Source organism: Rheinheimera sp. 1928-s, assembly GCF_029269265.1.
Classification (GTDB): domain Bacteria; phylum Pseudomonadota; class Gammaproteobacteria; order Enterobacterales; family Alteromonadaceae; genus Pararheinheimera.
On record NZ_JARIXP010000008.1, the window covers coordinates 12,165 to 32,492 of the forward strand.

The 20,328-nt window shown below is 46.5% G+C and carries 22 protein-coding genes; 6 read left to right on the forward strand and 16 right to left on the reverse strand.

The features are described from left to right. The first annotated feature begins 109 nt into the window (after positions 1–109). From P3C17_RS17700 to P3C17_RS17710, 3 genes are all read left to right on the forward strand, one after another. Positions 110–2,023 carry an ABC transporter ATP-binding protein gene (locus P3C17_RS17700; RefSeq protein ID WP_300930664.1) on the forward strand — a complete coding sequence of 638 codons (1,914 nt, stop codon included), beginning with the start codon at positions 110–112 and terminating at the stop codon, positions 2,021–2,023. Beyond that, complete coding sequence (locus tag P3C17_RS17705) at positions 1,995–2,504, forward strand: TIGR02444 family protein (protein ID WP_300930665.1); 510 nt, start codon at positions 1,995–1,997, stop codon at positions 2,502–2,504. The genes P3C17_RS17700 and P3C17_RS17705 overlap by 29 nt, the downstream gene beginning before the upstream one ends. 82 nt (positions 2,505–2,586) lie before the next feature. After that, complete coding sequence (locus P3C17_RS17710; RefSeq protein WP_300930666.1) at positions 2,587–2,715, forward strand: DUF3149 domain-containing protein; 129 nt, start codon at positions 2,587–2,589, stop codon at positions 2,713–2,715. 46 nt (positions 2,716–2,761) lie between these two features. On the opposite strand, the gene P3C17_RS17715 is transcribed toward P3C17_RS17710, so the two are convergent. After that, positions 2,762–4,336 carry a GMC family oxidoreductase gene (locus P3C17_RS17715; RefSeq protein ID WP_300930667.1) on the reverse strand — a complete coding sequence of 525 codons (1,575 nt, stop codon included), beginning with the start codon at positions 4,334–4,336 and terminating at the stop codon, positions 2,762–2,764. Next, entirely contained in the window at positions 4,333–4,830 is a 498-nt protein-coding gene (locus tag P3C17_RS17720) for a hypothetical protein (RefSeq protein ID WP_300930668.1), read from the reverse strand. The genes P3C17_RS17715 and P3C17_RS17720 overlap by 4 nt, the downstream gene beginning before the upstream one ends. A gap of 57 nt (positions 4,831–4,887) precedes the next feature. On the opposite strand from P3C17_RS17720, the gene P3C17_RS17725 reads away from it, so the two are divergent. Together P3C17_RS17725 and P3C17_RS17730 are read left to right on the forward strand one after the other, a co-directional pair. After that, a complete protein-coding gene (locus P3C17_RS17725; protein ID WP_300930669.1) occupies positions 4,888–5,895 on the forward strand; it encodes a hydrolase in 1,008 nt (335 codons plus the stop codon). Further along, positions 5,895–6,146 (forward strand): YheU family protein, encoded by a 252-nt coding sequence (locus P3C17_RS17730; protein WP_300930670.1) that lies wholly within the window; start codon positions 5,895–5,897, stop codon positions 6,144–6,146. The genes P3C17_RS17725 and P3C17_RS17730 overlap by 1 nt, the downstream gene beginning before the upstream one ends. A 282-nt stretch (positions 6,147–6,428) precedes the next feature. Here the strand turns inward: P3C17_RS17730 and P3C17_RS17735 are convergent, their stop codons facing one another. The 6 genes from P3C17_RS17735 to nudE all read right to left on the reverse strand — a co-directional run bounded on the left by P3C17_RS17735 (position 6,429) and on the right by nudE (position 13,977). Beyond that, the gene (locus P3C17_RS17735) at positions 6,429–6,644 is read right to left on the reverse strand and encodes a hypothetical protein (protein ID WP_300930671.1); all 216 of its coding nucleotides are present in this window, start codon (positions 6,642–6,644) and stop codon (positions 6,429–6,431) included. Next, a complete protein-coding gene (locus P3C17_RS17740) occupies positions 6,641–6,865 on the reverse strand; it encodes a hypothetical protein (protein ID WP_300930672.1) in 225 nt (74 codons plus the stop codon). The genes P3C17_RS17735 and P3C17_RS17740 overlap by 4 nt, the downstream gene beginning before the upstream one ends. 35 nt (positions 6,866–6,900) lie before the next feature. Further along, the gene (locus P3C17_RS17745; RefSeq protein ID WP_300930673.1) at positions 6,901–7,356 is read right to left on the reverse strand and encodes a hypothetical protein; all 456 of its coding nucleotides are present in this window, start codon (positions 7,354–7,356) and stop codon (positions 6,901–6,903) included. 282 nt (positions 7,357–7,638) lie between these two features. After that, complete coding sequence (locus P3C17_RS17750; RefSeq protein ID WP_300930674.1) at positions 7,639–12,009, reverse strand: DUF6531 domain-containing protein; 4,371 nt, start codon at positions 12,007–12,009, stop codon at positions 7,639–7,641. Between the two features lie 575 nt (positions 12,010–12,584). Then, positions 12,585–13,412 (reverse strand): 3'(2'),5'-bisphosphate nucleotidase CysQ, encoded by an 828-nt coding sequence (gene cysQ, locus P3C17_RS17755; protein ID WP_300930675.1) that lies wholly within the window; start codon positions 13,410–13,412, stop codon positions 12,585–12,587. After that, positions 13,399–13,977: an ADP compounds hydrolase NudE gene (gene nudE / locus P3C17_RS17760; RefSeq protein WP_300930676.1), complete on the reverse strand. Its 579-nt coding sequence runs from the start codon at positions 13,975–13,977 to the stop codon at positions 13,399–13,401. Before nudE ends, cysQ begins: the two co-directional genes overlap by 14 nt. Positions 13,978–14,038: 61 nt before the next feature. Here nudE and yrfG point away from each other — a divergent pair, with 61 nt between their 5' ends. Further along, positions 14,039–14,728 (forward strand): GMP/IMP nucleotidase, encoded by a 690-nt coding sequence (gene yrfG / locus P3C17_RS17765; RefSeq protein WP_300930677.1) that lies wholly within the window; start codon positions 14,039–14,041, stop codon positions 14,726–14,728. On the opposite strand, the gene P3C17_RS17770 is transcribed toward yrfG, so the two are convergent. From P3C17_RS17770 to gspG, 8 genes are all read right to left on the reverse strand, one after another. After that, on the reverse strand, positions 14,703–15,461 hold the full coding sequence (locus P3C17_RS17770; protein WP_300930678.1) for a type II secretion system protein N: 759 nt from the start codon (positions 15,459–15,461) through the stop codon (positions 14,703–14,705). The two genes, yrfG and P3C17_RS17770, sit on opposite strands and share 26 nt — an antisense overlap. Then, positions 15,462–15,920 (reverse strand): type II secretion system protein M, encoded by a 459-nt coding sequence (locus P3C17_RS17775; protein WP_233079613.1) that lies wholly within the window; start codon positions 15,918–15,920, stop codon positions 15,462–15,464. It abuts the gene before it with no gap. 206 nt (positions 15,921–16,126) lie between these two features. Next, positions 16,127–17,317 carry a type II secretion system protein GspL gene (gspL, locus tag P3C17_RS17780; protein ID WP_300930679.1) on the reverse strand — a complete coding sequence of 397 codons (1,191 nt, stop codon included), beginning with the start codon at positions 17,315–17,317 and terminating at the stop codon, positions 16,127–16,129. After that, on the reverse strand, positions 17,314–18,294 hold the full coding sequence (gene gspK / locus P3C17_RS17785; protein WP_300930680.1) for a type II secretion system minor pseudopilin GspK: 981 nt from the start codon (positions 18,292–18,294) through the stop codon (positions 17,314–17,316). Before gspK ends, gspL begins: the two co-directional genes overlap by 4 nt. After that, positions 18,294–18,905, reverse strand: coding sequence for a type II secretion system minor pseudopilin GspJ (gspJ, locus tag P3C17_RS17790; RefSeq protein ID WP_300930681.1), 612 nt, complete (start codon positions 18,903–18,905; stop codon positions 18,294–18,296). The genes gspK and gspJ overlap by 1 nt, the downstream gene beginning before the upstream one ends. Then, on the reverse strand, positions 18,892–19,263 hold the full coding sequence (gspI, locus tag P3C17_RS17795) for a type II secretion system minor pseudopilin GspI (RefSeq protein WP_233079609.1): 372 nt from the start codon (positions 19,261–19,263) through the stop codon (positions 18,892–18,894). The genes gspJ and gspI overlap by 14 nt, the downstream gene beginning before the upstream one ends. Continuing rightward, complete coding sequence (gspH, locus tag P3C17_RS17800) at positions 19,260–19,886, reverse strand: type II secretion system minor pseudopilin GspH (RefSeq protein ID WP_300930682.1); 627 nt, start codon at positions 19,884–19,886, stop codon at positions 19,260–19,262. The genes gspI and gspH overlap by 4 nt, the downstream gene beginning before the upstream one ends. 3 nt (positions 19,887–19,889) lie before the next feature. Continuing rightward, a complete protein-coding gene (gene gspG, locus P3C17_RS17805) occupies positions 19,890–20,327 on the reverse strand; it encodes a type II secretion system major pseudopilin GspG (protein ID WP_008899651.1) in 438 nt (145 codons plus the stop codon). Between the last annotated feature and the right edge of the window lies 1 nt (position 20,328).

Genomic DNA, 20,328 nt, shown 5'->3' on the forward strand with positions numbered 1-20,328 from the left:
TTTTTACTCTCTTCAGTCTGCTTTTATCGCATCAATACCGCTTGTGCTCTTGGTTTGTCGCCACTTTGCGATTAGAGTAGCAACCAATTTTCGTCCGGGCTAAAACACTATGATCCAACTGCAAAACGTCGAACTGCGACGCGGTATTAATTGCTTACTGCAACAGGCCGATCTTACCGTATTTCCAGGCCAAAAGGTCGGAATAATTGGCGCCAACGGTTGCGGCAAATCCAGTCTTTTTGCTTTGTTGCAACAAAAACTGCAACCAGACGCTGGTTCTGTCTCTATTCCAGCCAGCTGGACTATCTCCACTGTGGCGCAGGAAACGCCAGCTTTGGATATGTCGGCCATGGACTACGTATTGCAAGGTGACGAAAAACTTTATCCATTGCTTCAACAGTTAAAAATTACTGATGGCAGTGTTGATTTAGCAGCAGTACATCATCAGATTGACGCTTTAGATGGCTACAGAGCCGAAGCCAAAGCTGGTGTTTTATTAGATGGTCTGGGTTTTAGTGGTGCAGCGCAGCAGCAAAGTGTGAAGTCGTTTTCAGGTGGCTGGCGTATGCGCTTAAACCTGGCCAAAGCCCTGATGCAACCTGCAGAATTGTTGTTATTGGACGAACCCACCAACCACTTAGATTTAGACGCCGTATTGTGGCTGGAAAAATACCTGGCTTCCTATACTGGTACTTTGTTGCTGATCAGTCACGACCGCGACTTCCTGGATGCCGTGATTGACAATACGGTGCATATCGACAATCAGACTTTAACTTTATACAAAGGCAACTACAGCCAGTTTGAACGTCAGCGAGCTGAACATTTATCACAACACCAGTCGATGTTTGAAAAACAACAGCGTCAGGTGGCGCATCTGCAAAAGTATATTGACCGATTCCGCGCTCAGGCCACAAAAGCCAAACAAGCGCAAAGCCGGATCAAAGCACTGGAACGTATGACGTTGTTGGCTCCTGCTCATGCTGACTCGCCTTTTCAGTTTGAGTTTTTAGATCCACGCTCTTTACCTAACCCTTTACTGAAGATGGAAAACGTCAAAGCAGGTTATGGTGATACGCCTATTCTGCAGCAGATTAACTTTCAGTTGCTGCCAGGCAGCCGCATAGGTTTGTTAGGTCGCAACGGCGCTGGTAAATCGACGCTGATCAAAATGTTATCCGGCTCTTTAACACCACAAGCCGGTGAAATTTGGTACGCCAATGGTGTCAGTATTGGTTATTTTGCTCAGCACCAGTTGGAAACCTTAAGACCACAGGATTCGCCTTTACAGCATTTAGTACGTTTAGCCCCGGATGCCACTGAGCAACAGTTGCGCGATTATATTGGTGGTTTTGGTTTTCATGGTGACAAAGCACTGGCCGCCTGCGCGCCTTTTTCCGGTGGTGAAAAAGCCCGTTTAGTTCTGGCGTTACTGGTGTATCAGCGCCCTAACCTGCTGCTGCTGGATGAACCGACCAACCACTTAGACCTGGATATGCGTGAAGCTATCGTAATGGCATTACAAAGCTTCGAAGGCGCTATTGTGGTGGTATCGCACGACAGGCATTTACTTAGCAGCACTACAGATGAGTTTTATCTGGTGGCGCATGGCAAAGTTGCACCTTTTGCCGGTGATTTGTCAGATTATTATCAGTGGTTGCAACAGGATCAACGCGCCAGTAATGCCGCTGCAGTATCCGACGACACTGTGACCGCAAACAGCGCCCAAAATCGTAAAGATCAAAAACGGCTGGAAGCTGAGCTACGTGCTTTACAGCGGCCGTTAAAGCAAAAAATTGAAAAGCTGGAGCTGCAACAAGAAAAGCTGCACCAGCAACAACAGCAGATTGAAACGGCTTTGGCTGATGCCGGTATTTACGACGCGGTTCGTAAAACTGAGCTGACCAAAACATTGGCCGAGCAAACAAAAGTCCAAAAGGAATTATCTGAAGTGGAAGAACAATGGTTCGAAGCTCAGGAAGCATGGGAGCAACAAAGTGCAGAATTCTGGCAAAAAAATTCTTAATTCTGAGCAGTTCTGGCAGTACAGCCTGAGTTTGTATCCGGCCATTAAAGATGTATGCCTGCAATGGCAGGACAACTATGGTGTGAATATTAACCTGCTGCTGTTTTTGCTCTATCTGGACAAGCAACAGCAAAGTGTCAGCGAAGCTCAACTGCAACAGCTGGAAGATTTACTGAAGCATTTCAGCACCGAAGTGACTCAGTCGATCCGCGCCTTACGCCGCACTTTGCCATCTCCATGGCTAGAGTCTGATATGCAGCAGCCTCTGCGTCAGCAATTATTGAGCACTGAACTTGCTGCAGAAAAACTGGAACAGCAGTTATTGGTGCAGCAGTTTAATCAGTTAAGTCTGAATGATGAGCTGTTGCCTTACAGTCAGCTACTGGATCACTATTTGGTGTTGGTCCAAGCTCCTGTTGAGCAATTGGACGCTGAAATTCTTGATCTGTATCAACAAAGCCAGCAGTTGGAAGGCATCTAAAGTCCAACTTTGATCTATATCAGACTTTGCTTCCACTGATGCTTCTACTCTACAAGCATCAGTAAATAGCGAGGATATGATCATGAATATATGGCAAGAGTTTCTGAACGATCCGGTGATCTTTATCTCTTTTACCGGGCTGGCTTTAGTGATTGGCTTATGCGTATTTTACGCTGGCTACTTCTTATATAAAACTTCGCATGCAGAGTAATATGGTGAACAGACAAGCGCAGTCAGTTCAGCTGCGCTTTGATCCTTTACTTTAAATTTTTCACTAAAGCTGCTGTATTTCGCAAGGTTAAAGCATAAATAGTTAACTGTGGATTAGCGCCTAAGCTTGAGGGTAATACCGAGCCATCAAATACAGACAAATTTTCCAGGTGATGATGACGACCTTCCAGGTTTACCACTCCTTTGGCAGGCTCTGCACTCATATTACAACCCCCCATCACATGAGCTGACACCAAGGTAGCGCGGTATTTTTGTAGCGGCAGCGCTTTAATTGCCTCGCGAGCCTGCTTCCAACTGGAGTAAAGCTGAGCATCCTGATGAATAGGCAATACCGACTTAGCTCCGGCTGCGAATTGTAGTTCAGCCATCGCCAGATAAGCGTCCTGTACGCCTTGCCATAAATAATCTGAAAGAGGGTAATCCACCATTGGCTCACCCTGATCAGACAACAACACAGTGCCGCCCTGACTATCAGCATGAAAACCATCCCGTAGTAACGCAATAACCACCTGCAACTGATTAAACTGCTGCATTAACGCAGCATGTGACTGTGCCAGGCTTGTTAATTTGGTTGCCATTAACACAGGATGCAGTGGCGGTACCTCCAGCTTAAAGCCGATCTGCCCATGGCCTGGCCAAACAAATTGATCAGAATAAATCGACTGAGGCGCCCCACTGTGGCCAGCTATAGTCTCTTCAAATAAAGCACCTGAAATCACACTGGGGTGCAGGTAAGTGTGTTTACCTAACCGACCTGAAGGATTGGGTACTTTAGAGCGCAGCAGCAAAGCGGGCGAGCCTATAGCACCAGCAGCCACTATGTAATGTTTTGCTTTAAAGCTAAGTTTTACTCTGAAATCAGGCTGAAAATGCGGGTCTACTGGCACAGCAACCAAAGATTGCACTTGCCCATTTTGCCATTTCAGCTCACGGGCAGATACCCGGCTAATCAGCATGGCGCCGGCTTGCATAGCCGATGGAATAGTACTGACCAGCATCGACTGCTTGGCGTTAATAGGGCAACCCATGCCGCAGTAGCCCAGATTAGCGCAGCCGCTGACATTGCGGTTAATTACAGTGTACTGCCAACCTAAAGCTTCACAGCCTTGTCGTAATTTATCGTTATTGGCATTAGGTGGCACTGGCCATGGATGGATATTCAGCCGCTGTTCGGCCTGTTGGAAATATGGCGCTAAATTGTCGGAGTTAAAATCACAACCAAATTCGGCGCGCCAGTACTCCAGTGTTTTGTCGGGTGTGCGAATCGAAGTAGTCCAGTTGACCGTAGTAGAGCCTCCTACGGTGCGGCCTTGTAGTATACCTATACTTTGATCCAGGGTTTTACGGCCTGCGCCATCCTGATACAAAGCAGGATAAGCCCAGCGCTCTTGCTGCTGAAAGTCTTTGCCTTCATACAAAGCGCCCATTTCCAGAATAATCACTTTAAAGCCGGCTAAACTCAGCTGTTCAGCAGCCATAGCGCCACCGGCACCAGAACCTACTATCACCACATCCGCTTCAAACTGCTTATCTTCAGTTAAAGTGGAAGCATCCAGATAAGACCAGCCCGCAGAGACACCATCAGCAATCAGATTCTTCATGAATTAAACTCCGGCGCGCTGTAATCCAAGGCAAACCAATGCTGTGGCTGACCATAAAAAGCGCCGTAGATCAGTTCACGCAAACCGCTAAAGGCTTGCTGTAACAAAGAAAAGTAACTGTCGCGCCAGCTTACTAACAAATCCAGACGCTGTGGCAGCGGCAGCTCTGCCAGTTGCAACCACTGCCCTGTTAATGCCAGCCGGGCTAAATCCTGTTGCAGCAACTGAAATAGCTGTTCGAGTTGTTGTTGCTGATGTTGAGGTAAATAGACCAGAAAATCTAACACCGCATCCCGGGTTTGCTCTAAGGATAATTGTTGCGATCTGGCATCGGCAGGTAAAGCCCCCAAAAGCACTGCGGGTAATAACGCATCCAATACCAGAACAGCCGCATTGTCACTGCCTTGCAGACTTTGATACTGATATACTGCGTACCCTGTGCTGGCAGCTACTGTCAGCGCAAGAGAGCGCAAAATAAACTGGCGTCTGTTCATTGTTATTGTGGTCCGGCCAGAGAAAGTGACTTTGATTGTTAAGTAGGATTGTTGATTTTGCAAGCCCCTGAAATTGTAAAACTTCCCCCGGTTTTTAAACCAGCCTGGTGGCTGCGTAACTGCCATCTGCAAACCATAGTGGCTAAGTATCTGGCGCCTCGTCGCGCTTTGACGACAGAAGCAGAAATGCTGGCCTTGCCAGATGGCGATCATATCCAACTGAACTGGACAGAAAACCCTGAGCAGGCCGACGATAAACCTATAGTGCTGGTGTTGCATGGTCTGGAAGGTAATATCCATAGCCACTATGCTGCAGGCATGCTGCACGCTTTGCAAAAACAGGGCTTTATAGCAGTACTGATGCATTTTCGCGGCTGTAACGGTGTCGCCAACCGCTTGCCACGAGCTTATCATTCAGGAGACACCGCTGATCTGGCCTATTTGATTGCCCAGCTTCAACTGCGTTATCCGGGCCGTCAACTGGCCGCTGTTGGTTTTTCTTTAGGTGGTAATGTGTTGGTGAAGTACTGTGGCGAACAAGGAGCACAGTGCGTGCTGAAAGCTGCGGTGGCTGTGTCAGCGCCTTTGGCTTTAGCTCCCAGTGCACAGCGTATCAATCAAGGTGGCAGTAAAGTCTATCAGCAGTATTTATTGGGCCGTTTAAAAGCTACTATGCTGCGCAAACTGGAACGACACAGAGATTTTCCTTTGCCTGTCAGCAAAGCGCAAATTCTGGCGTTAAAAACCATTCGCGACTTTGACGACTTACTGACAGCGCCGCTGCACGGTTTTCAAAATGCAGATGACTATTACCAGAAATCCAGTGGCAAAGCCTTTTTAAAACAAGTGCGTGTGCCTTTGTTGCTGGTACATGCCAAAGATGATCCATTTTTATCACCAGCTGTGTTACCTAAGGCTGATGAAATGCCACCTTATGTGCAGTTATTGTTATCGCGCCATGGTGGCCATGTTGGTTTTGTTACAGGTAATACGCCTTTTAAAGCGGAATATTATCTGGAACAACAGCTGCCGCCTTACCTTGCTCAATTTTTAGGAAAACACTGATGCTACTTATTCCATATGAGCAATTATCAACAGATACGCTGGAAAGCCTGATCGAAGCTTTTGTATTACGCGAAGGCACTGAATATGGTGAGCAGGACATTAGCCTGAGCGATAAAGTCGCGCAGGTGAAACATCAGCTCCAAGCCGACCAACTGGTAATTTTGTATTCAGAGTTACACGAAAGTGTAGATATCATCACCAAACAGCAGTGGCGACAATTGGTAAAACAAGGCGAGATCGAGAATGAGTAGATTTAACACCCCTCTGGCCTTAGAGTATTGTACTGCCATCAAGACGTTTTTCACTGGTGACATTACCGTTAGCAACATAACCAAAAATTTGGGTTTGACCGCCTTTGGTCACGGTTCGAGTTAGCCACTATGCTGTAAGTCTCGGCAATGGCTCCACTGCGGCTGGTTCTGTTACCCAACGCATCATAGCCAAAACTATGATTGCCCAAACCACTGCTGGTAATGCCTGTTTAGGGCAAATCGAAAAAGAGGGGTAAGGTAGAAGTCCTTACCCCATGTTTTTTAGCTTTTATCTTTGTTGTTTAGCTTGACCCAATAAGCTATAACTACAAAAAAGCAAAACATATACAAATAGCCTAAAAACTTCTTTAATGCCGCTATTTGATGCTCTTCATAAGGTAGTGCTTCTATTTGTTCTGTCGCAAAAGGTAGAAGCAATAACGACAGACAAGCAAACGCTATCATTGCTCCTGATGCTTTCCATTTATTGTTCATCACTTTTTACATCCACAATCATCAAAGCTTTCCACGAAATCCATACCGACATCCGCCAGATCTCTGCCAAATCCAGATAGTGCACCAAGCCCAGCCCCCTTTGTTAGATTTCGCAAGAAACCATAGCCTTTTCCTCCAGAGGTATACCCACCTAAGAAGCCTGACACTGCACCATTCAAAGTATCATCTAACGCTATTTTAGGTGTACTACTTGCCGTTACCAAAGTGGCAATTCCAGCTGCTGTAAAATTACCTCCGTTTACAAGTGCAGTAGCTCCACTTGCCCATTAAAGTAAATGTACTGTTTGGTGGTGCCTTCGGCTAACAACTGACCTTGTGGGCTATAGATAAACCTCGTTTCAACACTGCCGACTGCTTTATACACCCGCTGGCCCAGCGCGTTGTATCTGTACTGTGCTGAACCTGCGCTCGCCATTCGGTTATCGTTGTTATAGCTGTAGCTGATAACACTGCCATCAAAACGTTTTTCACTGCTGACATTACCGTTAGCGTCATAACCAAAAATTCGCGTTTGGCCGCCTTTAGTCACTGAAGATAAACGGTTTGAATTGGGAGCTATAGCGTAGGTTTCATTGACAGCTCCACTGCGGCTGGTTCTGTTGCCCAACGCATCATAGCCAAAACTATGATTACCCAGGCCACTGCTGGTGATGCCTGTTAAGCAGTTGAGTTCAAATCGAAGATTGGGGGCCAAGGTACAACACCGGCCCCACAACATAAACATCCTATTCAATGAAACATAAATGATTAGAGTTAGTCACATATAGTTCAATATTTTTGGCCTGAAACAACATTTTCTCATCGGCCCTGTTTTCAGAATTGCATTTTGATAGATGCGGTTTCATTTTATAGAAAATGTCCAACTTAGCATTCAGCTCCCCGTCTGCAATGCCCCTCTGAAGATAAGATTCCTTTGTCTCATAATGTGTAACAAAAACCACCACAACAAATGAGATTACTACAACAAAGTTCTTGATCAGTTGCATGAGCACCTCCGAATAACTGAATTTTGGCCAGTTCTAAACCCCCAGTTATTTTCAACAACTCCGCTGGGTGATGCGGATATAGTTGAACTACTGCTAGTTGCAATACCCACATGACCACCATGGGCTACCAAATCTCCCGCTTGCGCAGGACCTTGCGTCACGACTGGCCAGCCTACAACAGAATAACTAGCACTGGATAGACTCTGTGCACCAGGAGGATAAAGGCCCAATAATTGAGACATCAAGCTGCCACCAACGTTGGGTAAGTTATAACCAGAAGATTCATAGGATGTATCCGCATAGAGATTACATTTATATGTATTCTCTCCAAAACCTCTGTTTATATCTGTTCTGTCGGCCGATTTACTCCAATCTCTCTTATCATTTCTGGCTGCGCTGATTACATCTTGTGGCAACCCACATGGGCACAATCCAAATTCATCAACCAATATCAGAGGATTTCCCCCCACATACCCATAAGTATTCAACCCACCCGCCAAACCAATAGGGTCACTCTGCAAATAGCGCCCTAAAGTCGCATCGTAATCCCTGAAATAGTTATACCAGCTTTGTTTTTCAGAGTCCCAATATTGGCCAGGGAAGCCGATATTAAAGTCACCAATAGAAGTAGTCAGTACAGAACGGTCAAAGGCCTCCAGCTTAGCCCGCCAGACTATCGCTTTGCTGGCATTGGTTATCACTTCAGGACGCCCCAAATGGTCGTTGTGCACATAATACAGCTGGTTGTTCAGAATATAACCCACCACTTGTCCATTAAAATAAATGTACTGTTTAGTGGTACCTTCGGCTAACAACTGACCATCCGGGCTGTAAATAAAGCGGGTTTCAACACTGCCGACTTTTTTATACACCCGCTGGCCCAAGGCATTGTATCTGTACTGCGCCGAGCCTGCGCTCGCCATTCGGTTATCGTTGTTATAGCTGTAGCTAATCACACTGCCGTCAAAACGTTTTTCACTGGTGACATTACCACTAGCGTCATAACCAAAAATTCGGGTTTGACCGCCTTTGGTCACTGAAGATAAACGGTTTGAATTGGGTGCTATAGCGTAGCTCTCATTCACAGCACCACTGCGGCTGGTTCTGTTGCCCAACGCATCATAGCCAAAACTATGATTGCCCAAACCACTGCTGGTGATGCCTGTTAAACGTTTTAACGCATCGTAGCTGAAATTCTGGCTATAACTACTGGTAATGCCGTGAGTGATTGCACTGATGGTGTTATCCAGGTTGTAACTAAAACCAAGGCTTTGTACCCCAGGCGTGCTGATGCCTGTTAAGCGGTAACTCTGGTCGTAACTCAGGTTGCGTTTTAAACCATTGCCATAAGTCCATTCATCCACTGGCCCGCCCGGAAATTGTTTGATCCCTGTCAGCACCGACCGGCTGACACCGTTGATAGTCACTGTCATGGAGGCTAAATCACCATTCACGGCATAAGAGTAATTGACCCTGTTGCCACCAGGATAGGTTTGGCTGATGACACGGCCCATCGCGTCGTAACCCCAGGTGGTCACATCATTCCAGCTGCCGACATAGTTGGCTGCCAGAGTGGTTTGAGTTTGGCTGCTTAATAAACCCCATTCATTAAACTGGTAGCTGGTGGAGCCACTGTCGTTGCCCACCTTATTCAGTTTACCTTTTGCATAAGAACCTTCGTCATAAGTCCAGAGCGCCTGGCTACCATTACTTTTGTATTGAATTCGCCCAACAGCATCATAGTCATAAGTGGTGGTGATACCTCTGGCGTCTGTGCTGTTTGACAATAAGCCCATTTCATCATAGTTAAAACTACTTTGGCCGCTATCCGGGCTGAGCAGTTGTTCAAGCTGAGCTCTGTCGTTTTTACTATTGATAGTGCTATTAAAGCGCGCATCCTGAACCTGCTTTAAGCCTCTAGCATCATGGCTGAAGGTAGTCACTTTTCCTGCAGCGTCTGTTTGCCGGATAAGACGACCCAAGGCATCGTAGGCAAACTGAGTGGTTGTATTGGTCTGCGCATCTGCATCCGTTAAACGATTTCCATTGCCATCATAGGTAAAAGTGCGCATGACCTGACCTGCATGGTTCTTAGCTTTTACCAGATGGCCCATGCTGTCATATTCATAACTTAGAGCCCATCGTGTTGCACTGGTATAATAAGAACCACAGTCAGGTTGTGTCGGCTGCACTGGCTGTGAGACATCCGGGGCGTCAGGATCTGGTCTGGGTAAGATGATGATTGGTTCTTCGATCAGCCCTGAGCTAAAAGATGTGATTGGAGGAGCCTCTGGAATTGACATCGGGTCACCACAATCGACAAAACGACTGAAAAACTGATCTGCTAAGCTCATACGTGTTACATTCCCAGCTTTGTCATAAGAATAAGTTTTGAATGACCTAACATGACTTCCTGGCACTCGTCCTGAGCTTGGAGGGATGATACTGTAATATTCATGGATCAATTGCTCAGCGGCATTATAGTGATAACCAGTTCCTGCCCCTGTGCTTTGTTTGACTGAAGACAAATTCCCAGCCCAGTTATAAGTATAAATAGTTGCATTACTAGCACCGAAAGCCGACAGTTTCTCTTCTTTAGTGACCCGCCCCATTTTGTCGTAAACATATTTTGTAACTGTACCATCAGGGTATGTTATTTGCCCCACATGACCTAAAGCATCATAACCGCTGTATAAAGTGACAAGCCCGGATGCATCTGTTGATCTGATGACATTTCCTGATGAGTCATACTGGAATGTAGAAACCCGCTGATTGGGTGTGGTGACAGTGATCTGACTAAATAAATGGTTACTATGATACGTATAAGTGTATGTGGTGGTATAGGTTTGACCATTAGCTAAGGTCTCATAAGTCAGCAGGTTTTGTTTTTCATCGTAGCTAAAGCGCTCAGTTAGCCATCCGGTGGTTTTTCTCGTTAACTTATTCAGGTTGTCATGCCAACTGAGCAAAGTTGTGATCGCTTCCGGTTCGCCATAAGCATTTATTTGCTGAATGACCTGATTTTTGCCATTGTAGCTGTAACGAGTGACCTTATCGTTCCAGTCTGTTTCTGTCACTTTGCGTCCACTAGTATCATAAGTGGTCGCCTGAGCACTGGCGGCACAATAGGCAGAACCTTCTTTTTCAACCCGCATCAGTTTTGATCTAAGAGCGCTGTCGTAAAAATAAGTGGTTTTATGACCTAAGGGATTCGTAACTGTGGTGGTATCTGCTGTAAAAGAGAAATTATGCTTTTCCGTCTCATTAGCGTGCTTAGACTCTATTGCCCGCCCTGTTGAGTCATATTGAAAGTAGGAGAATCTGGTGTTTCCTTTAGCTACTCCGGTTAATAAAGTAGGAAACCTGCTGTCTTCATAATAATAGGTTTTACTATTTCCATCAGGAAACACCACTCTACCCAACATACCGTTGGTTTTATAGCTGTATTGATATTCATATCCAGCATTGTTTTTAACCGACGAAATACGTTCGCCCTGCCAATCAAAGGTTAGTTTACGGCCGTTAGAATGGGTAATGGCTGACAGCTTACCGCTGCTATTGTAACTATAGCTGTGGCTGATACCGTAAGACTGGATCTGCAGGGCTCCGGAAAAGGTTAGTGTGTCAGGCTTTTCAGAAAATGAAACATTAATTAACCGGCCCAGGCTGTCGTAAATTTCGTTCTGATCGCTTTCGTTACGGAATATCCAACTGTTGCCAGCCCCCTGATAGAGATAATTCTTGCCGGAGGCCGTTTTATAGCCCGACTTAGAGCCCACACCAGGAACGTCAAAGGTTGCGGCGGAAAGCTTTACCGACTTACCATCACCCCGGTATAAGGTTTTCGTGCTGACATCCAGGCGTTTATCAAAGCTGCTGCTCCAGCCTTTCCCAAAAGCGCCCTCGTAGTTATTATGACTGGAATAGTGGCGGCTGATTTCAAGGGGATATTGCTCTTTACCAACAAAATCGGTTTCAAACTCTACTTTTTCGCCATTGGCAACCATAATCGGATTACCGTCGCACTTGTCATCGTCTGGGTTATTTTCTGGAGCACTACCTCCACCACCCCCCCCGCCACTTCCGGAAAGACTGCGATTTCTCCAGTCGGTCATAAAAAAATGGATATCCCACATTTGAGAGGGCAGTCTGGTACCAACAACAGCTATTCTTTCTGTCGGTTCTTCTGGTTCTTTAGCATTAGCTTTATTAACACCAACAGACCAGCCTGTACCGGGTAACCACTGGCTAAATGTGGTGTTTGCCGTATCAGATTTGTTGCCATCTGCTGTATTACAGATATTTATACCTCCCATTGCCAGAAAAGTATAAAACGCCACCCTGCTGTATTTATTGAGCACCTTATTCTCCTTTACTCATTATAAAAACATCCCTGAAACATCAACATGCCATGACATAGAAAGTTTTCAGATTATTTTAAAAACAAAGATAGAAAGTACCGACCGCCCTGAATAAAATCAACAAAAAAAGATCCAAAAAAGAAACAAATAAATCATAAATGTTTATTTTGTAAATTCATCAATGGGTAAATAGGGATTTCCATTAACCTTCTCTGAGCCATTAGCTCTGCTTGCGATTACTGGCGAGGGCATTACAGTGATAACCACTTATGTCATCTGTACAGCGAATGTTCCAGCCTGTTGTAACCTCAGCTTATCGCTGGTGAAAACTCTTTGTGGAGCGCTGGAACCAGATCATGCCGAGCGTGGTTCTTTCAATTGAAAGACTAAGCATTGCGTTACCAGCAGGTTGGCACAACAAATCAACGGATTAGAGGAAAATATCTAATGCCAGCTAGTAACAGATTGCATATATTGAGCGAATAAACCATGGGGCTGCAAAGTGACTTTCTTTGGCTAAACAATGTTTAAAGCGAAGCGATGTAAAAAGTTTACTGCTGGGTCAAGACTCTTTTTTACCCTAAAGTCCGGGTGGCGCTATGAGCACGGATCAGTTCGGTCCATGGCACTTCAGAGCGGCCTATCACCATAAAATCGGGGTTCGACAAGGTTTCACGCTGGTTGTAACTTAAAGGTGCAAACTGACTGTCGAGAATTTTGCCACCTGCTTCTTCAACTATCACATGCACAGCGGCAGTGTCCCATTCGCCTGTTGGGCCTAAACGCAGGTAACAATCAGCACCACCTTCAGCCACTAAACAGCTTTTTAATGAACAGCTGCCCAAGGCAATAAATTCTGAACTGGCCGGAGTGTTGAGCAACTGATGAATATGCTCAATGGGTTGACGGCGGCTGACGGCTATTTTAAGGACGTCACCAGGTTGATGCTGATTGACCTGAATTCGATTGATGAAATGGTGCTGCTGTTTAAAAGCACCATTACCACGGGTAGCGTAATACCAGATTTGTTCTTTCGGCCAATAAATCACCCCCAATACAGGCCAGCCATGTTCCACCAGCGCTATGCTGACGGCGAAATCTCCACTGCGGGCAATAAATTCCTGGGTGCCATCCATAGGGTCAATCAGCCAGTAGCGTGGCCAATCCTGGCGCTGGCGCAGCGGCAGTAAATGCATTTCTTCAGAGACAACAGGAATTTCCGGAGCGAGTTCGGTTAAAGCATGCAAAATCAGTGCATTGGCTGCTAAATCTGCACTGGTGACTGGGCTCTCATCCGCTTTATTTTTGGACTCAAAATCACCACTCTGGTACATAGACCACAGTGTATCCCCAGCTGCACGAGCTGCGTCTTTGACAGGTTCCAGTAACCTACTTAAAAACATCCTGATGCTTGTCCAGATAATCTCGGGCTAAAAACAAGGCCGCTACACTGCGGGCCTCAGTGAAATCGCTTTGATCTAATAACTCAAACTGCTGTTGCCACTGCCATGGTACCAGTTCCAAAGGTTCGGGTTCATCCCCTGGCAGGCTGGACGCTGTTAAATCCAACGCCAAGACAATATGCATTGTAGCACTAAAGTAACCTGGAGCTAAGGCCACGGTTTTTAACGGAATTAAACGTCCGGCTTTAAAACCTATTTCTTCCTGCAATTCACGGTTGGCTGCTTCGGCTGCAGTTTCCCCAGGATCGATCAGACCTTTGGGGAAGCCTAACTGGTAATCATGGGTACCGGCACAATACTCACGGATCAGATAAAAATGCTGTGGATCAGGGCAAGCCACCACCATCACTGCACCACGGCCGCTGCCTTTCATCCGCTCGTACGTACGTTTTTCGCCGTTGCTAAATTGCAGATCCAGTTGTTCAATCTTAAACAGCCGACTTTGTGCGACCAGTTTTTGTTCTAAAATCTGCGGTTTTTCTTTGTCGCTGTCGCGCTGCGCCATAAAACTGCCTCTGCTACAATGGGCCATCGCCTTACTATAAATGGATTAGCTGGAAAAACCTATGCTGGATTGGAGACAAATTGATACCATTTTGCTGGATATGGACGGTACTTTGCTGGATTTACACTTTGATAACTACTTTTGGCTGGAGCATTTACCAAAACGCTGGGCAGAGCTGAGTGGTATCAGTCTGACGGACGCCAAACAACAGCTTGAAGCTGAATACCATGAACTCAACGGTAAAATTGAATGGTATTGCCTGGATTATTGGACAAAAAGACTGGCACTTCCTATCACCGAATTAAAACGTGAAGTGATGGACAAAATTCAAATGCGCGCTGACTCACCGGCTTTTTTAACTGCATTAAAAAACTCTGGCCGCAAAGTGATACTGGTAACCAATGCCCACCCGGATTCATTGTCACTAAAAATCGAGCGCACTGAGCTTGCCAGCTACATTGATACGCTGGTGTCGACTCATGAATTTGGTGTGACTAAAGAACAGCAGGAACTCTGGCAGCAGTTGCAACAACGTTTTGGTTTTGACCCGAAGCGCACTTTGTTTGTCGACGACAGCTTGCCTATTTTGCAGTCCGCTCAACGTTTTGGTATTGGGCATTTATTGGCAGTCGCCAACCCGGACAGCCAAAAACCCAGCAGAGCGATCACTGAGTTTCCAGCTATAGAAGATTATTCTGTGTTACTGGCAGCTATTAACGGGTCGGTTAACGGCTCTGTAACTTCAGAGTAAACCGCCCTTCAGCGTCCGGCTGGCCAACAAACTGCATCGCCTGATGCACTTCTTTTGGCATGCTGGCGTCTGGTTTCATAGTGCCATTGAGCTGGTACTTGCCCTGCTCACCTATTAAAGCCGTGACATTCAGCGCCAGCGGATTACCGGGTTCAGTCACCAGTTGAAGCTGGCCTTGTTCACAACTTAAGTTGGCATCTATGGCTTTTAAGTCGATCCAGCCCGATGGTGCCTGAAACTTGGCTTCCAGCCAGCTGGCTTTGCCTGCCAGTTGTTCACACCAAGGCTGCCCCATACTGAAATGCTGAATATTCAGCAACATATTACCACTGGCCGCTACCTGAAATGGTAAACGTAATTTAAGTAAAGGCACTATGGGCTCTACCGGTAAACGTAACTGGCTTGATTGCAGCTGCAGACCTGAAAAACCATAAGACAACTGAGCTTTGGCATAAGGCAAAGTGGTCTGCCGGATTTGGCCTATGTCCAGGTCCAACGCCACTTTTCCAATCAAGAATGTCCAGGGTTTTAACTGCCAGTTGACCTGTGGTAACACATAGCCATTCAGCGACACCGCCTGCACCTGACCTTGCCATAAAGTGCCGGTCACCGGGCCCAATTGCACTTGTGCAGGTAAAGACACTAATTTTAACCACCAGGCCGCAGGTGCCAGCAGCACTAAAAACACCAGATAAAAGCCAATAGCGGCAGGTATTATTTTTTTATAATTCATTTACGACTCAACTAATAAACGACGGACACGCACCATGCCCGGGGCATCGGCCACTGCCAGATCCAGTTGCACTATGCTGACGTTATGCTGGTACTGCAAAGCATGCAGCCAGGTCAGCAGTTGATCAAAACTAATATCGTTCAGCATCACCTGCATCTGATCATTTTGTGGTTGCATCCGGCTGACCTGAATTTTGTGGGTCCGTGCGCTGGAGCTAATGATATCGGTCAGACTACCCTGCACTTTGGTTTGCGTGGACACCACAGGAAAATTGCTGACTTGCAACAACTGCTGACTGACTTGTTGCAACTGCACTTGTTGGCTCTGGTAATTGAGATGTAACGGTGCCCACAGCAGCCAATAAAAAGCTGCTACCGCTAAAGTGACGCCAGCCCCCAGCACCAACTGTTGTTCACGTTTTTGCAGTGATTGCCACCAGCTTTGTAGTTGTTTCATCATACAACACCGTGTGTATTAGCAGCCTGCGGCTGTGAAAATTGTCTATCCTGCCAATTTTTCATACGGCACCTCCATGTGCCGTACACTGACGGGCAGCCTGTGGCTGTGAAAATTGTCTATCCTGCCAATTTTTCATTTGGCACCTCCGTGTGCCGCACCTTGAATGGCAGCCTGCGGCTGTGAAAATTGTCTATCCTGCCAATTTTTCATACTTTCACCTTCATCGCCACAGTACCTTGTACTTTGCCGCCTTCGTTACTTAAAGCCCCTTGTTTCACTTCAAAACCTTTTTGTTCCAGTCGGGTTTTTAAATGATCAAAACGCTGGAAGCTGTCCGCTTCGGCCTGAAAACGCAATTCACTGTTTTTTTGATCGTACCTTAAGTTGTCTAAACGCACATTGGTGGTCGCCGCCAGTTCTTGTTGCAACTGATTCAGCAAACTAAACAAACTCGCGTCCTGCCCACTGCCTGCACCTTGTAATTTACGGGCCAACTGACGGGAAATATCCCGGGTTGATTCAGCGGGGAAGCGACTTTTATACAGAGTCACAAGCTCTGCTCTTTGTTGCTGCAGCAATTGCCCTTGCTGCCACACTTGCGCGCCTAAGGCGAGTAGATACAAAGCTAAACAACTGGCGCCCAGCACAATAGAGGTTTGCCATAATGACCAGACTTTATTCTGCGCTTTTTTCGGCGCGTACTGCCCCTGCAGCAAACTAAAGCGTTGCTCTGGCAGTTGCTGCGCTAACAAAGCCAGAGGCAGCTCTGGTTCAGCCGCCTGCACGTTTTGCAATATCTCTGCTGGCCACGGACTGTAGCTGTGGATCAATTCGATATTCGCCAGACTTAAAAAGTCCGGCCACCAGTTCGGCTCAATACTGGACGCCTGCCATGGGCCCTGACGCAATAACCACTGACCCGCCAACTCAATAGCTGAAGCACCGTCCTGATGTTCTGGTAATAACAACGCATCAGGCACTAACTGTATTGGCTGAAAACCAGCGACAACCAATGAGCCGACCCATTGTTCCAATTGAGTTTTTTTACATAGAGCCACTTGCTGCCAATACTCTTTGCCACGTTGCTGACATACACCCAAAGCCAGATACAACTGCTCAATATCCTCTGCATGCTCTTCTTCGAGCATATAAGGCAAAGCCTGTATAATTTGCCGGTTGGGTTTAGCAGGCAGCAACACTTCGCTTAACACCACATCAGCTGCAGGCACTAAAGCCACTACAGGACGACGGCCTAAACGCTCTGACAACGCAGCAAGCTCGTCGGCAGACGCCAACTGACCGCTGGCGATAATCTCTTGATTGATGGCGGACCATACCAACCAACTGATTGGCTGCTGTGGCTGACTACCCAGTCTTATTATTAATTGTTCGTTCACCACTGGCCTCCAAACCGCCGCGCTATCACTTTTACTTTTTGTTGCTCGTCAATCACCAATACAGAAGCCAGATTAAAGATGGTATCCATATAAGTGACTGTGGTTTCGAGCACAAAATAATTAGAATTTGTTGTCATCATGGCTTTGACCTCATCCGTGACGCTGATATTCGCCAACTGAGGACTGGCCCATACTTCATCTATTGTGGCAAAACCTTCTTCTGGTCTGCTGCCTATTAAATCTGACGCCGCCCCTTCATCCAGTTCAGGAATATAAGCTGCTAATAAGGCCGCATTTTCTACCGTAATAGTATTCAGGTTCAACTTACTGGTACTGTTTTTAGGGATCACACAGACCCAGGGCCGCACCAGCTCATAATCAGCAGGAGTTAAATCCAGCATCACCCGCAATTCTGAGGTCGAACCCATTAAACTATTGGCGGTATAAAATGGCATTTGCAAACCGGCATAGTCATCCTGCTCAGCGCCCCCTGCCGTTTGCAACAAACTGTCTGCATCCAGCCAGTCGCTGATCCGGGCAGTTAAATACTCAGCTGGCATCGACAAATCAGTCGCTTTTAACTCCAGCAAACGCTGAAAGGCTTTTTGATTTGTCGTCTGGCCTGTGCCAATTTGCCGCTGCTCGGCAGGCCGCTGTAAGTTATTTAAGTTAAAGCAACTTTGTAAATCAATCAGCTTACCGGTAATACTGCCATTATCGACAGGAAAGGTTGCCCCCAACAAGGCCCAGTCCTGTGACAGATTCACGTTGTCTTTACCCGCTACTGTGCTTTTTAATAACTGAATACTGGCCTGCTCTGCCGCTATACCATACCAATAAGCTTGTTGTTGTTGCTGCAAGTTCAGTTGGCGCTGCAACTGCAGTTGCAAACGTCCACTCATACCTACAGCAATAACCACCACAAGGGCGACAATCATCATCACAACTACTAAAGCCACACCAGCTTGACGACGCATCAGGTCAACCCATTCATCAATGTATAAAAGCGCTGCATCTCACCCAGTTGCTCGTGGCTGATGGTTAAACGAATAGCTTTAGGTAACTTTTCTTCATTCCAGTTTTCCTGCCACTCTTCGTCTTTTAAAAACTCCACTTTAAAGCCAGTCACTCTGTCCAGCAAAGGCTGTACTTTGGGTTCACTGCCCGTTACTGCATCAGGAAATAAACTGAAAAGCCGCTCAATTTTGCCTTCACGTAAACGATAAGCCACCGCCTGAATTTCACTGCGCGGTAATACCATACCGGGGTTACGCCAGCCGCTGTGAACAAAAGCAAAACCGCCTTCATCACTTTCCAGCATCAACTTTTCACCTAATAAAGGCGAACGTAACGGTTCTTCCCCTTCTACCCGGATTTGCCGTGCACTGATTTGTGCCAAATCCCGCTCTAAAATCAGGAAAAAACGTTGTATTTGTGCCAGCCGTTCAGCCGCTTTTTGTGAGGCTGCATCGGATTCAGTCACGCTGGATAATACGCTGGCTGAGGCTAAGCCTACTAAGGCAAAAATTGCCATCGCCAGTAACATTTCAATAAAGGTAAAACCACGGCCTCTGTTAACGTTCTGCATCAGGTTTACCTACATAGGTTTGCAACTGATACACCACTTTTTCCGGATTATCGGCCAGGCTGACTTTGACCACTACAGCACTAAAATTAGCGTCAGGTGTTTTGTTTATTTGCTGCTGCCATAACCAGTTACGGTTGGCGAACTCGACCGTTTTCTGTTCGTTTTTTAATGGCCAGGTTTTCTCCAGAAACACAGCATTTAACTGGTTTTCTGCCACATAAGATGCAAAGGTCAAATTTTCCAGGTGAGAGATAGAATTCATATGCTCAGATGCTGTTTTCATCACAGCAGCGCCAGCTGTGGCAAATACCGCCATTGCAATTAACAACTCTATCAGCGTAAAGCCTTTGCTTCTCATGGTCTGCTGTTTTCCACTTCAGACTTGGTCAGCGGAATACTGTATTCGCCTATCAGTGTCTGATACCAAAAAGGACGCTCAGTTTCATCCGCCAGCACCAACTGAAAAGGGCTGATGTCACCTGAGGATAAAATATAGACATTTGGCAACAAAGGCCTTTCACGCGCTTTGTTCGGGTCTTTGGCTTTACCGTCTTTACTGTCGTCTTCAGCCGCTTCGGCGAGCTGTTCCTGCAATTCTTCCTGCAGTTTGCGGAATTCTTCCTGACCTAAAATACTGTCTTCTGCCCAGCTTAAACCTTCCAGCTCCAGTTCGGCCTGCACTGCTTCTGGCCAAGGGTGAAACTGCATAAATTTAGGTTCCCCCACTTCCAGCCACTGCACTCCGTTATGCACCAGAAACTGATAGCCTTTGTCATTCAGCACTAAGCCAAAATCCTGCTGCTTTAAAATGGCCGTTTCGGACACCACCTGCACCAGTTGCTGCAGGCGGTTGGTTTCTTTCTGAATACGGGCAGTGCGGGACTCGCTGACAAAATTCACCACCACGTAAGATGCCATTAACCCCAATAACAGCATCACTAACATGATTTCAAGCAAGGTAAAACCGCGGTGGTGTTTCATGTTTTAGTTTTGCTGCGCGTCCGGCGCATCGAGGTTCCAGTTGCCGATGTCGTCGTCTGTACCGGCAACACGGTCTGGCCCCATCGAATACACATCAATACGGCCCATTTCGCCCGGGCTGACTAACTGATATTCGTTATCCCATGGGTCTCTTTGCAGACGTTTAATAAAGCCACCTTCAGGGAAAGAACGTGGCATAGGTTCAGAGGTAGGCTGAGTCACTAAAGCCTGTAAACCTTGTTCTGTGGTTGGATAGAAGCCGTTGTCCAGCTTGTATAAATCCAGCGCGTTTTCCAGCTGCTGAATATCCACTACCACTTTTTGTCGTGCGGCTTTTTCCTGATTGCCCATTAAGTTAGGCACAACCATACTGGCGATAACACCCAAAATAACAATAACCACCATCACTTCTAATAAGGTAAAACCTTTTTGTTGTTGCATT

Coding starts and splice junctions, on each gene's coding strand:
- P3C17_RS17700 (WP_300930664.1), top strand. CDS start 110: ATGATCCAACTGCAAAACGTCGAACTGCGACGCGGTATTAATTGCTTA.
- P3C17_RS17710 (WP_300930666.1), top strand. CDS start 2,587: ATGAATATATGGCAAGAGTTTCTGAACGATCCGGTGATCTTTATCTCT.
- P3C17_RS17715 (WP_300930667.1), bottom strand. CDS start 4,336: ATGAAGAATCTGATTGCTGATGGTGTCTCTGCGGGCTGGTCTTATCTG.
- P3C17_RS17720 (WP_300930668.1), bottom strand. CDS start 4,830: ATGAACAGACGCCAGTTTATTTTGCGCTCTCTTGCGCTGACAGTAGCT.
- P3C17_RS17730 (WP_300930670.1), top strand. CDS start 5,895: ATGCTACTTATTCCATATGAGCAATTATCAACAGATACGCTGGAAAGC.
- cysQ (WP_300930675.1), bottom strand. CDS start 13,412: ATGTTTTTAAGTAGGTTACTGGAACCTGTCAAAGACGCAGCTCGTGCA.
- nudE (WP_300930676.1), bottom strand. CDS start 13,977: ATGGCGCAGCGCGACAGCGACAAAGAAAAACCGCAGATTTTAGAACAA.
- yrfG (WP_300930677.1), top strand. CDS start 14,039: ATGCTGGATTGGAGACAAATTGATACCATTTTGCTGGATATGGACGGT.
- P3C17_RS17770 (WP_300930678.1), bottom strand. CDS start 15,461: ATGAATTATAAAAAAATAATACCTGCCGCTATTGGCTTTTATCTGGTG.
- P3C17_RS17775 (WP_233079613.1), bottom strand. CDS start 15,920: ATGATGAAACAACTACAAAGCTGGTGGCAATCACTGCAAAAACGTGAA.
- gspK (WP_300930680.1), bottom strand. CDS start 18,294: ATGCGTCGTCAAGCTGGTGTGGCTTTAGTAGTTGTGATGATGATTGTC.
- gspJ (WP_300930681.1), bottom strand. CDS start 18,905: ATGCAGAACGTTAACAGAGGCCGTGGTTTTACCTTTATTGAAATGTTA.
- gspI (WP_233079609.1), bottom strand. CDS start 19,263: ATGAGAAGCAAAGGCTTTACGCTGATAGAGTTGTTAATTGCAATGGCG.
- gspH (WP_300930682.1), bottom strand. CDS start 19,886: ATGAAACACCACCGCGGTTTTACCTTGCTTGAAATCATGTTAGTGATG.
- gspG (WP_008899651.1), bottom strand. CDS start 20,327: ATGCAACAACAAAAAGGTTTTACCTTATTAGAAGTGATGGTGGTTATT.